Here is a 12677-nt window from a genome sequence, read left to right on the forward strand (position 1 = left end):
TTTGAATCGACTTGTCGACTTGCGCTATTGCTCGACTGCCTACCAGGGAAAGAAGCAGGTGTTTTGGCTGAACGAAGCGCGTTGGCTGTGAGGTTCGATTAACCTAGCGCCTCGCGCACCGTGGCGGCAATGCCCTCGGCGTCCAGGCCGAGGTCGGCGAAGAGTTGGGGCACGGGGCCCTGGCCGATGAAGCGGTCGGGGATGCCCAGCGTGACGGCAGGCGTCGTGGCACCCTGGCAGCCCAGCACCTCCAGCACGCCCTCGCCAGCGCCTCCCGCGATGACGCCCTCCTCCACCGTGACCACCAAACGGCAGGCCGCCGCAGCGGCGATGGCCTCCTCATCGAGCGGCTTCACCCAGCGCATGTCCACCACGCGGCACTCGATGCCCTCGGCGGACAGCAGCTCGGCAGCGGCGCGGGCTTGCCCCACCATGCGACCGAAGGCGAGCAGGGCCACGTCGCCCCCCTCGCGCACCGTGCGGGACTTCCCCACTTCCAGAACTTCCGGCGCATCCGGCAATGGCGCACCCTCGGCCTCGCCGCGCGGATAGCGCAGCGACACGGGGCCTTCCAAAACCAGCGCCGTATGCAGAGCGTGCACAAGCTCCGCCTCGTCGGAGGGCGCGAGCACCCGCATGTTCGGCACCATGCGCGTGTACACCATGTCGAAGACGCCGTGGTGCGTAGGTCCGTCGTCGCCCACCAGGCCCGCGCGATCGAAAGCGAACACCACATTCGCCTCCGGCAGGGCCACATCGATGATCATCTGATCCACAGCCCGCTGCATGAAGGTGGAGTACAGCGCCACCACGGGCTTTTTGCCGCCCGACGAGAGGCCGGCCGCCATGCCCACCGCCTGCTCCTCGGCGATGCCCACGTCCACGAACCGGGAGGGGAACTCCGCCGCGAAGGTCTTCAGCCCCGTGCCACCGGTCATGGCCGCCGTGATGGCCACCACGTCCGCGTCGTTGGCCGCCTCGTCGGCGAGCGCCGCACCGAACACCTCGGTGTAGCTGGGGGCGCGCCCGGGCTTCTTCAACGCGCGGCCCGTGGCAATATCGTAGGGGCCGGTGCCGTGGAACGCCTCGGGGTCGCGGCGGGCGGGCTCGTAGCCCTCCCCTTTCCGGGTGACCACGTGCACAAGGGCCGGGCCGTCCATTTCCAGCACGAGCGATAAAACGTCGCGCAGCTCGGCGATGTTGTGGCCGTCGATGGGCGCGGTGCACACGATGCCGAGCGACTCGTAGATCATCGTGTGGGGAATCACCATTTGCTTGAGGGATTCCTTCATGTTCTTGCCGAAGCCGAGCAGCCCGCGGGCCGCAGGGCCGCCCTGCTCCATGGCCGCCTGCAGGCCCTCGCGCGCCTCGCGGTAGTGGCTGTTGGCGCGGATGTTGCCCAGATGCTTCATAAGAGCGCCCACGTTGCGCGAGATGGACATCTCGTTGTCGTTCAAGATGACGACGAGCGGCAACTGCTCGTTGCCCATGTAGTTCAGCGCCTCGAAGGCCATGCCGCCGGCGAGCGACGCGTCCCCGATGAGGGCCACCACCTTCTCGTCGGTGCCCTTCAACTGCCGCGCCTTTGCGAGGCCCGTGGCGATGGAGAGCGAGTCGGACGCATGACCCGACGGGTGCACGTCGTAGGGGCTCTCCGATGGCTTGGTGAAGCCGGAAAGGCCGCCGTAGGTGCGCAGCGTTTTGAACGCCTCGCGTCGGCCGGTGAGCAGCTTGTGAGCGTAGGCCTGGTGCCCCACGTCGAACACCACGCGGTCGCGCGGCATGTCGAGCAGGCTCTCCAAGGCCACGATGATGTCCACGGCGCCCAAAGACGACGCCACATGTCCCCCGGTGACCGAGGTGGTGGCGACGATCTCCTGGCGGATCTCGCGGGCTAAAATGGCCAGCTCCTCGTTATCGAGCACCTTCAAATCGGCCGGCGAGCTGATAGCATCGAGTATGCGCGGGACATCCATGGGCGGTTTCCTTTAGGCCTCGCGGGGCATGTCGGTTGAACCCGTAGGGGTAGCGCTTGCGCCGCCCTCCTCGGCCGTCGTTTCCTCTTCCGTCGCCAGAAACGCGTCCAAGTCCTGCTCGGACAAATCGCACGCGGAAAGGCCCAGCTTCACGGCCTCCTCGTACAGCTTCAAGGCGTCATCCAGCGAGATGTCCTCGGCGGACACCTCGTCAACGATCTCGGAAAGGCGCTCGTGCACGTCCTCGAAGGTGCGACCCTGCTCGTCGGCCATGGCGCCTACACCCCCACCTGCACGCAAGCAGCGGCGCCCGAGGCGCCCACCAGGGCATCCACCGGGCCGGCGGCGGCAATGTCGGCTCCGACCGCATCAGCCGCGCCCGCGCCATCGCCTTCCATAGAACGCGCGATGCGCCCCAGCACACCGTTCACGAAGCGCGGCGAGTCGTCCTCGCCGCCGAAGCCCTTGGCCAGCTCCACCGCCTCGTTGATGGAGACCGACACCGGCACGTCGTCGCAGTGGAACATCTCGAAGACGGCCAGGCGCAGAATGGAGCGGTCCACGATGGGCATGCGGGAGAGCGCCCAGTTCTCGGACGCCGCTTCAATACGCTCATCTACCTGGGCCTGGTTCGCCTCCACGCCGTGGATGAGCGCCAGGGCGTAATCGGTCAGCGTCCCCTCCTCAATGCGGCCGAACGCGCCCGCCTCGGCAGCATCGGCCTCATCGGCGGGAGCCTCGCGCGCCACCAGGCACAGCCCGCAGTCGAGCAGCTCGCTGGGCGATTTCCCCGTCAGCTCGCTCGTGTACAGCACCTGCACCGCGCTGATGCGGTCGCGGGTGCGCTCGTGGATTCTCGGAGCCATACCGCGCGCCACCTACGCCTTGAACTGGAGGCCGTCGATGTACACGTCCACCGAGGACACCTCCACGCCGGCCTGGGTGGCCAGCGCCTCGGCGATGGCGCTGCGCAGCTGGGCCGCCAGCTCGGGCAGCACGTAGCCGTAGTAGACTTCCACGTGCACCGCCACGGAAAGCTTGCTGTCGTCGCCCATCTTGGTCTCGATGCCGGAGGTGGAGGGCTTGCTCGCCAGCATAGAGCGGATGCCGCTCGTGGCGAAGGAGCCCAGCGAGGCCACACCGTCCACCTCGCTGGCGGCCACGGAGATGATGGTCTCCATGACCCCCGGGGCGATGGAAAGGCCCTCGACGTTCATCTGGTCTGTCATAGTACGTCTCCCATCTGGGTTTCGATAAAGTCGGTTGTCGCGTCACCGGCCAAGAATACCTCGTTATCGAGCACGCGTTTGTGGAATGGGATAGTTGTTGCAATTCCTTCAATAACGAACTCGTCCAAGGCGCGCTTGGCGCGGGCGACGGCCTCGGCGCGATCCTGGCCGTGCACGACCACCTTGGCCACGAGCGAGTCGTAGTAGGGCGAGATGCGGGAACCGGGGCGCAGGTAGGTCTCCACGCGCACGCCGGGGCCCGCCGGGGGCTCGAAGCGCGTGACGGTGCCGGGGCACGGGCGGAAGCCGTGCTCGGGATCCTCGGCGTTGATGCGCAGCTCGATGGCGTGGCCCGAAGGCGAGAACGGGGCGCGGCCCGCGCAGCTCATGGGCTCACCGGCGGCGATGCGCAGCTGCTCCTTGATGATGTCGGTGCCGGTGATCTCCTCGGTGACCGGGTGCTCCACCTGCACGCGGGTGTTCATCTCCATGAAGTAGAACTGGCCGCGCTCGTCCAGCAGAAACTCGATGGTGCCGGCGTTGCGATAGTCCACGGCGCGCACGGCCTTCAGGGCCGCCTTCATCATGTCGCGGCGCAGGTTCTCGGAAAGCGCTGGCGAGGGGGCCTCTTCCAGAAGCTTCTGGTGGCGGCGCTGGATGGAGCAGTCGCGCTCGCAGAGCGCCACGGCGTTGCCGTGATCGTCGGCGAGCACCTGCACCTCCACGTGGCGCGGACGCAGCACGAGCTTTTCCAGGTACACCCCGTCGTTGCCGAAGGCGGCGCCAGCCTCGGTGCGGGCGGCCTTGTACTGGGCCGCGAGGTCGGCCGGATCGTGCACCTCGCGCATGCCCTTGCCGCCGCCGCCGGCCGTGGCCTTGATGAGCACCGGGTAGCCCACCTTCTCGGCGAAGGCCGCAGCCTCTTCCACCGTATCCAGGCAGCCGTCGGAGCCGGGCACCGTGGGCACGCCGCACATCTTCATGGTCTCGCGGGCGGACGACTTGTCGCCCATGCGGTCGATGCACTCCGGGGCGGGGCCGATGAACACGAGGTCGTTGTCGGCGCAGGCGCGGGCGAACTCCGCGTTCTCGGCCAAAAAGCCGTAGCCGGGGTGAATCGCCTCGGCACCGGTGTTCTTCGCCGCGGCAATGATGGAGGCCATGACCAGATAGCTCTTGTTCGACTGGGCAGGACCGATGCAGACGGCCTCGTCGGCGTAGCGCACCGGATAGGTGTCGGCGTCCTCCGTGGAGTACACGGCCACCGTCTTCACGCCCAGCTCGCGGGCGGCGCGCATGATGCGGAGCGCCACCTCGCCGCGGTTGGCAACTAGAATTTTCTCGAACATGTTTGTCTCCTACGCGCCCGGCGTGGGGTCGTGGGGCTCCACGTAGAAGAGCACGGTGCCGTACTCCACCGGCGTGGCGTCGGACAGGCACACCTCGCGCACGGTGCCCATCTCTTCGGCGGCGATCTCGTTCATGAGCTTCATGGCCTCCACGATGCACAGCGTCTCGCCGGCGGCCACTTCGTCGCCCACCTTCACGAAGGGCGGCTCGCCCGGGGCCGGGGCCTCGTAGTAGGTGCCCACCATAGGAGCCACCACCGGCTTCCACGTGGCCGGACGATCGCTCGCCGGCTCCTCGGCGGCCGGCGCGGGCACGGCGGCAACGGGAGCCGCCTGGGCCTGCGGAGCGGCGGGCACGGCAGCGGCCGGCACGCCCTGACCCGGCATGCGGACAGCGATGCGCATGCCCTCTTCCTCTACGACGATCTCTCCGACGCCGCTCTCCTCGGCAACGCGAACCAGCTCGCGAATCTGATTGATGTCCACGTAATCGTCCTCCTTGGTGGCGCTGGACTCCTGCTCCAGCATGAAATCGACTTTCTCGGATACCCGGTGCTTGCTCAAATAGGTGCGGGCCTCGTTGGGGAACAGGGCGTACATGAGCACGTCCTCCTCGCTTTGGGCCAAATCGCCAATCTCGGCGGCGCACTCGTCGTAGGTGGTGGTCACCAGCGTGCCGGGGGCGATCTTCGGATCCAAGATCTCGGCGTCGCCGGCCACCTTCGCCACGATTTCCTTGTCCATGTTGCCCGGCGCCTTGCCGTAGTAGCCGCACACATAGTCCTTCATCTCCTTGGAGATGACGCTCCAGCGCTTGCCCGTCAGCACGTTGAACACCGCCTGGGTGCCCACGATCTGGGACATCGGCGTTACAAGCGGCGGATAGCCCACCTCGGCGCGCACCTTCGGAATCTCGGCCATCACCTCGGGCAGACGGTGCGCGGCCTTCTGCACCTCCAGCTGGCTGATGAGGTTGCTCATCATGCCACCGGGCACCTGATGCGAGTACACCTGCATATGAATGAGCGAGGACACGCCGCGCTTGTAATGGCCGCGCTTGCGCATCTCCTCCCAGTACTCGGAGATCTCGAACAGCAGATCGAGGTCGAGGTCGGTGTCGTAGCGGCTCTCCTTCAGAGCGGCCACGATCATCTCCACCGCCGGATGCGAGTTGCCGAACGCGAGCGGAGCATGAGCCGTGTCGGCCACGGCCACGCCCGCCTCGGCAGCCTTCAGGATGTTGGCCGGGGCCATGCCGCCGACATAGTGGCAGTGGATGTGCACCGGCAGGCCGATTTCCTCGTTGAACGCCTTCACCATGCGCTCGGCGCGATAGGGCGTGAGCATGCCGGCCATGTCCTTGATGGCGATGGTGTCGGCGCCCAGATCCTTCAGCTGCTGGCCGTATTCCAAGTAGGAGTCCAGCGTGTGCACCGGCGAGATCGTGTAGGAGATGGCGCCCTCGAACAGACCGCCGCACTCCTTGATGGCCTCGGCGTTGTCCACGACGTTGCGGATGTCGTTCAGCGCGTCGAACACGCGGAAGACCTCGACGCCGTTGCGGTGCGCCGCGTTGATAAAGCGATGCACGATCTCCTTGGAGTAGTGCTTGTAGCCGACGAGGTTCTGCCCGCGCGAGAGCATGGCAAGCGGCGTATTGGGCGTGTTCGCCTTAATGGCGCGCAGACGCTCCCAGGGGTTCTCGTCCAGAAAGCGCAGGCAGGAGTCGAACGTCGCCCCGCCCCACGCCTCGATGGCCCAGTAGCCGACGCGGTCCATCTTCGGCAGAATCGGCAGCATGTCGCCGATCTGCATACGGGTGGCCCAGAGGCTCTGCTGACCGTCGCGGATGGTCGTGTCCATGATCTGAAGCCGTGGCATGAACTCACACCTCCTTATACACAGGTTAGTCAAAGATCAAGTTTCGGATTATAGAGGAAGCCTACCACGGCCCCGCGCCACGCCGCCCGATTTGCCGACAAGAAACATCAACGAAGCGGCCGAAGGGGCGAATCCCAAACTTCCCTCCCCCGCCCATCCCCTACCTTCCCAACCAATCGCCCAGCTCCGAGATCCCCGATGCAGAGAACAACCGCTTGTTCCCTATCGTATTTCCAGCCAATTTCCCGGCTCCGAGACCTTCCAAAACAAGTTTTTGGCATCTCGTGCGGAGAAAAGTGCGATTGTGCGAGTCCAAAGCGCTCGAAAAGGCCCCCGCTGCAGGAAAAAGTGCGATCGTGCGAGTTTTTCGCCTCTCAAGACTCGCACGATCGCACTTTTCTCTGCAGCGGCGGCGCTTTTCCCGAAGCGAACCGGGCAGCCAAGGCCGAGGCGATCCGAAGAGACCTTTCCGGAACCCGCGCCTTGCGAAGCCCCCCGCAGGCACGCCTGCGGATGCGTCCCCCGGATACGTCCCGCAGACATACCTTACGGGCGCATCTTACGAACGCGCCCTCCGAAAACGCGAGGGAAAATGGGCGCGATGATGTTTCCGCACCTGCTCGCGCAAGGCCATGTGACGCGGGAGGTGCTCGGGCTTCAGGGCAGGCGACCTTTGCCCGGCGCTTCGGGCAACCCCGCGCAGCAGCTCAGTGCATTGGTTGACGTGGTGAAATTGGGAGCTCGTGAGAACGGCAAGGTCGAAGCCGTCGATGCGCAAGGCATCGCGCTTGCGGGCATCATGGGCTCGTTGCTGCGGCGAGCTATGCGCATCGTGCCCGTCGTATTCCAGCACAACTCGCTCAGCGGGCCAAAGCCAATCGCACACCACGCGGCTCAATCCCGTGGCCGTCCTCGCGCGGTCGGACAATGCGACCGGCTCGTTCAGAAGAGGCGTTCTCAAGCCCAGCCCTCCCTGGGAAAACAGGGAGAACGCAATGATGGACACCTCGGTCTCCATGAGAGATCCCGACTTGGCAAGCACCTGCTTCGCCGCCGATCGGGCCGCCTTCACGCCCGCCAGACCCTTTGCACGGGCGGCAAAAGCCGTAAGGCGCCGCGGTGACGAAAGAGGACGGCGCACGAGGGCACCGACGCGCTCCTCCCCCAGCGGATAGCAGCCGCACAACTCGTAACCGACCGCCAAGAGCCCTCCGCGCGTCAACGAAGGAGCCGTTTGAACGAAGACGAGCTCGGGAGAGCAGACGAACACGCCCGGAGCTACTTTAATGAAAGCTTGCCGCGGAAAAGCGGCGACCGAGCGATGGCGTACAAGTTCGCTGGAGTTCCGCGTGCCATGACCCTTTGCGACCATAATGTGCAGCGGCGCTGCTCCCCGAGAGCGAACAGCCTCCTTCAGCGCCGATGCCACGGCGGCGGTTTGCGGGAGCATCCCGCCGACGGCGGCCGCAGACGCCGCAGAACCGTCCGGCGAGGCCACCGAACCCGCGTCAGCCGGACGCACCGGATCTGCGCCCGCGAGGCTTTGCAGTGCGTCCTCCAAGATCGTCCGCACATCCCTGCTCAGCACCGCTTCATTGCGAAGCACCTCCGATGTCGGAAAGAGAGTCGCAGGAAACAGCGACGCGTCCGCCACGCCCAAATCGTGGAACACACACAGAGGAATAGCCGCGGCGGCGGACCAAGCGCGCCAGAACAGCAGCGCCGTGTTATGGGAAAGATACACGTTCATGGGCAAGCACGATACCGTGCCGCGACCGTGGAAAAGCGTTCGCGGGATAAGATCGATGGAACCAACATTCTTGACCGCAGTACTCGCAGATGGAAAACAGCATCCTCAAGCTCTCCCTCCGCTTAGGGCAGGAAAAACAAGCGCTCGCCCTTTAATATCCCTTATTTATCAGGCTAAACGCGAAGTTTACCCCGCTGGGGTAATAGCTTTTCGGGGCGGCGCGGCGCACACTGGGCGCCATCGTTTCTGTCACGACAAGGAAGGGAGGAAGCGATCATGAGCATCGATGAAGAGAAGAGGGCCGCGGGGGCGCCGAGCCATGCGGGCCCGGCAACGGACACAAGCTCGGCCGCAGCTGCCGGCTCAGCGACGGCCGTGGGCGGACCGGCGCCCAAAAAGCGTCCCAAGCGCGGGTGGATCGTCGCCGGCGTGGTGGCGGCCGTCATCGTGGTGGCCGGCGCCGGGTTCTGGGTGTGGCACGAGCAGCCGAGCTTCTGCAACGCCATCTGCCACAGCCCCATGGACTACTACGTGGAAACCTACGATTCCGGCGACCCGAACCTGGGTGTGACCGCGCACGCGAAGGCCGGCGAGTCGTGCCTCGACTGCCACACCGCGGAGTTGACGACCCAGATCTCGGAGGTGTGCGCCTGGGTGTCGGACAACTACCCCATGACCGAGGACGGCACCATGCTGGCCACGGGCAAGCAGTTCGCCAGCGAGGAGTTCTGCGCGCGCCCCGAGTGCCACGGAGGCAAGTCCTTCGACGAGATCACCGCGGGCCTGTGGGGATTCGCCGGCAACGACGAGAAGTACAACCCCCATGCCAGCCATCAGGACATGGCCTTGGAATGCGGAGACTGCCACAAAGCCCACGAGAACCAGGTGCTCGTCTGCAACGAGTGCCACGACCTGACCCTGCCCGAAGGATGGGAGGCCCCCAATGTCCAGTAACGTTTCCCGCCGCAGCTTCTTCAAAGGCGCCGGCCTCGCGGCCGTGGGCGCGCTGACCGCCGGCACGCTGTCCGGATGCGGCCAAGGCTATGCAGCCGCGGATCCCGCCAACCCGAGCGCCGGCGACTTCGGCGGCCCCTCCTGGTTGGGAGCGCCGCCCGTCATCGACGAGGCCGACATCGCCGAGACCATCGACACCGAGGTGCTCGTTGTGGGCATGGGCACCGGCGGCATCCCGGCCATGATCTCGGCCGCCGAGAACGGCGCGCGCGTGCTCGGCATCGACCGCCAGGGCACCCCGCACAACGTCCGCGAGGACATCGGCGCCATCGACTCGCGCCTGCAACAGGCCTCCTTCGACGAGTTCCCGGAGTTCCGCATCGAGAAGAAAGAGGCCGTTGAGGACATCGTCCGCTACGCCAACGGCTTTGTGAACTACGACCTGGTGAAGCTGTGGGCCGACGAGTCCGGCGCCATGGTGGACTGGCTCACCGACATCATCCAGCGCGACGGCAAGCTCGTCATGGAATTCGAGGGCGGCGTGGGCGACACCTCCGACCCGGGCCGCGACAAGGCCTTCGCCACCGGCCACAGTCCGCAAAAGACCGATGCCGTGGCCGAGGACGAGGAATGGGGCTTCGCCGAATCTATCCTGGCCTACGCCGCCGAGCAGGGCGCCGAGGTGCGCTGGTACACCGAGTTCATCAAGTGCGAGACCGATGAATCCGGCCGCGTGACCGGCGTCATCGCCCGCGACGTGCAGGGCGAGCGCCCCTACCTGCGCATCAACGCCAGCAAGGGCGTCATCCTCTCCACCGGCGGCTACGGCAACAACCTGGAGATGATGGAGGACCGCCAGGCCTGGAACCAGAAGATCCGCATCGCGGCCCCCGGCTCCGGCGGCAACCCCACCGGATCCGGCATCAAGGCGGCGCTGTGGCTCGGCGCCACCATGGACCCGCTCGGCGCGGCCTGCACCTTCAACCGCGCCTGCGTGAAGCCCGACCAGTACGCCGGCGACGGGGTGCTCGGCCGCTGGTTCTGGTTCGGCGAGCAGCCCTTCCTGAAGCTGAACCTGAAGGGTGAGCGCTTCTGCAACGAGAGCGGCCCCTACGACTACATGCTGCACTCCACCATCATGCAGCCGCACCAGACCTACGTGGACATCTGGGACGCGAACCACGCCGCGCAGGCCGAGGCCTTCGACGAGGTGGGCTGCTGCCGGCTGTTCCCCTTCCCCAACGGGGCGAAGAACAACATCCCCATGCAGGTGGTGGACGGTATGATCGAGAAGCTCATCGAGGACGGTTACGTGCAGAAGGCCGACACCATGGAAGAGCTCGCTGAGAAGCTGAACCTGCCCGTGGAGACCACCGTGGCCTCGTGGAAGCACTACAACGAGATGGCCGCGGCCGGCGAGGACACCGACTACTACAAGGAGAAGCACCGCCTGATGGCCATCGACACGCCGCCCTTCTACGGCGTGCGCACCGGGGCGTGGTTCTTGGCGACGCTCGACGGTGTCACCATCGACACGAACATGCACCCCTGCGACGAGAACGGCGATCCCATCGAGGGCCTGTACCTCACCGGCAACGACTCGGGCGGCTTCTTCTCGGTGAGCTACCCGAACCTGCTGACGGGCCTTGCCTGCGGACGCACCATGACCTTCGGCCGCCGCGCCGGCATGCTGGCGGCAACCGGGCAGGCGTAAGGCGTCCGCGCCTTCAAGGCCCCTTCGCCTTCGCGAGCCGTTTATTCCACATCCCGCGAAGGCAGTTCGTCAAGCCCTTCCCAAGGGATACCGCCGGTCGCGCCTCCCCTCCAGCGACCAGCGGTTATAAGAGCGAACCCCCTGTCCCGTGCGGACAGGGGGTTTTCGCGTGTAGAATGGAGGGAGGCGAAAGGGAGCGAAAGGGAGCGAAAGGGAGTGACATGGAAACGGAATGCACTGCAGAAAAGGCGAGCTCCTCGTGCGGGTTCGTCGCGCTGCTTTTGACGCTCGGCACCACCTCTCTCATGAACGGCTCGCTCTTCCCGCAGTTCGACGCGATCTTCATGTTCGCCCGCGACATCTCCGTCACGTTCTCGGCAGCAACTTTGCTCGGCCTTGGGCTTGCGGCCTACCGCGCCCCGCGCCTTCTGCGGGAGCGCGCCATCATCGCCGTGGCGGTGGCCTGTCTTGTAGGCGGCGGCGCGCTTCTGTCCCTGGGGCTTGGGTTTTCCGCGCCGGCGCTCCTCGTTGCGGGTGCGAGCCTCGCCGCCATCGGCCGATCGGTGGCGACCATATCGGTGGCGCTCTATCTCGCGCGCCTCGAAATGCACGCGACGGCCGTGATCATCGCTGCGGCCTACACCGTTCAGCTGGCGGCGAGCCCCGCGTCATCGCTTCTGCCCCCGTGGGTCGGAACCGCCCTCTTCCTGGCTTTCCCCTTGGCCGCCATCGCGCTCACGGCCCGGGGGGCGCGCCTCTACTTCGACATGGCCCACGACCGGCCTTCGCCGAGCGACATCGCCGTCACGCGGCCGGCCTCGTTCCTCGCGCCGTTCTCGGCCCTGTTCGTGTGCTTGTTTTTGTTCCAGGTGGCCTTCGGCTTCGCCCTGCGCTTCGGGGAGGTGGCAGGCACACCGCGCATGTCGTTTCTCTCGGCCATCCCGCTTGCCCTCGTGGCCCTTTACGTGATTTGTTCGCGCCGGCGCTTTCCCGCCGACGGTCTCGTGCAGCTGTCGGCTCTCGCGGTGATGGCCGGGTTCCTTCTGGCAACACAACCCCTGCTCGCCGCTGACAGCGGTGCGGCCGACGTGGCGCTGCTGAACGCAGGCAACGGCCTGTTCATCATGGCCGCCCAGATGGCGCTCATCACCATTGCCGCGCGCAACCCACTCGGAGCCATCACAACGGTAGCCTGGGGAAACGGTGTCTCGGCCTTAGGATCGCTTACGGGAGCCGCCGCGGGCATGCTTGCCAACAGCGCCGCGGCAAGCATGCCCGCCCTGCGTGTGGCCATCCCCGCGGCACTGCTGCTGGTCTTCGCCGCCTACGTGACCATCGGGCTGAAACGCTTCACCTTCGCCGGAGCCATCGACGGCATCGATCCAGTGCTGGTGGGGGCAACGGCCGCCGGGAAGGGAGCCGATGCGGGAGCAGAAGCGGTACCGGGCACCGGAACGGGGCCAGTGCCGCTGCCGATGCCCGCGGCCCGCACCCCCGAGGAGGCCTTCGCCTCCCGCTGCGAGGCCATCGCAAGCGAGTTCTCCCTCACCCCGCGCGAAGCCGAGGTGTTCGCCATGCTCGCCCGGGGCCGCGACCGCGCCTACATCGAGGAGGCGCTCGTCGTGTCCCGCAACACCGTGAAGGCCCACGTGAAGCACGTCTACGCGAAACTGGGCATCCATTCCCACCAGGAGCTGCTCGATCTGGTGGAAGGCTAAACACTTCCCAGTGGCCACTTTTGCGGCTCGCTGTCAATCGAGAAACCGTTCCCAAATTATGAACAATTTACTTGCCTTTACGCCACCTCGCCGAGGCTCCGCGTAC

General features: G+C 66.1%; 10 protein-coding genes. 3 read left to right on the plus strand and 7 right to left on the minus strand.

What is annotated here, in order from left to right:
- Nucleotides 1–98: 98 nt before the first annotated feature.
- From dxs to ACW4QM_RS08965, 7 genes are all read right to left on the minus strand, one after another.
- The gene (gene dxs / locus ACW4QM_RS08935) at nucleotides 99–1976 is read right to left on the minus strand and encodes a 1-deoxy-D-xylulose-5-phosphate synthase (protein ID WP_161127481.1); all 1878 of its coding nucleotides are present in this window, start codon (nucleotides 1974–1976) and stop codon (nucleotides 99–101) included.
- Between the two features lie 12 nt (nucleotides 1977–1988).
- Nucleotides 1989–2249 carry an exodeoxyribonuclease VII small subunit gene (xseB, locus tag ACW4QM_RS08940; protein ID WP_114549067.1) on the minus strand — a complete coding sequence of 87 codons (261 nt, stop codon included), beginning with the start codon at nucleotides 2247–2249 and terminating at the stop codon, nucleotides 1989–1991.
- Nucleotides 2250–2254: 5 nt separating this feature from the next.
- On the minus strand, nucleotides 2255–2842 hold the full coding sequence (gene nusB / locus ACW4QM_RS08945; protein WP_306506505.1) for a transcription antitermination factor NusB: 588 nt from the start codon (nucleotides 2840–2842) through the stop codon (nucleotides 2255–2257).
- Nucleotides 2843–2854: 12 nt separating this feature from the next.
- Nucleotides 2855–3205 carry an Asp23/Gls24 family envelope stress response protein gene (locus ACW4QM_RS08950; RefSeq protein ID WP_114539890.1) on the minus strand — a complete coding sequence of 117 codons (351 nt, stop codon included), beginning with the start codon at nucleotides 3203–3205 and terminating at the stop codon, nucleotides 2855–2857.
- Entirely contained in the window at nucleotides 3202–4554 is a 1353-nt protein-coding gene (accC, locus tag ACW4QM_RS08955) for an acetyl-CoA carboxylase biotin carboxylase subunit (protein ID WP_114539891.1), read from the minus strand. Before accC ends, ACW4QM_RS08950 begins: the two co-directional genes overlap by 4 nt.
- A 9-nt stretch (nucleotides 4555–4563) precedes the next feature.
- A complete protein-coding gene (accB, locus tag ACW4QM_RS08960; protein ID WP_455798376.1) occupies nucleotides 4564–6435 on the minus strand; it encodes an acetyl-CoA carboxylase biotin carboxyl carrier protein in 1872 nt (623 codons plus the stop codon).
- A gap of 559 nt (nucleotides 6436–6994) precedes the next feature.
- Nucleotides 6995–8185, minus strand: a complete 1191-nt coding sequence (locus ACW4QM_RS08965) for a hypothetical protein (protein ID WP_455798377.1) — start codon at nucleotides 8183–8185, stop codon at nucleotides 6995–6997.
- A gap of 276 nt (nucleotides 8186–8461) precedes the next feature.
- On the opposite strand from ACW4QM_RS08965, the gene ACW4QM_RS08970 reads away from it, so the two are divergent.
- The 3 genes from ACW4QM_RS08970 to ACW4QM_RS08980 all read left to right on the plus strand — a co-directional run bounded on the left by ACW4QM_RS08970 (nucleotide 8462) and on the right by ACW4QM_RS08980 (nucleotide 12571).
- A complete protein-coding gene (locus ACW4QM_RS08970; protein WP_455798378.1) occupies nucleotides 8462–9139 on the plus strand; it encodes a cytochrome c3 family protein in 678 nt (225 codons plus the stop codon).
- A complete protein-coding gene (locus ACW4QM_RS08975) occupies nucleotides 9129–10853 on the plus strand; it encodes an FAD-binding protein (RefSeq protein WP_455798379.1) in 1725 nt (574 codons plus the stop codon). Before ACW4QM_RS08970 ends, ACW4QM_RS08975 begins: the two co-directional genes overlap by 11 nt.
- Nucleotides 10854–11074: 221 nt before the next feature.
- The gene (locus ACW4QM_RS08980; protein WP_455798380.1) at nucleotides 11075–12571 is read left to right on the plus strand and encodes a response regulator transcription factor; all 1497 of its coding nucleotides are present in this window, start codon (nucleotides 11075–11077) and stop codon (nucleotides 12569–12571) included.
- The last annotated feature ends 106 nt before the right edge of the window (nucleotides 12572–12677 follow it).

It is taken from the genome of Adlercreutzia sp. CNCM I-6207 (genome assembly GCF_977072305.1).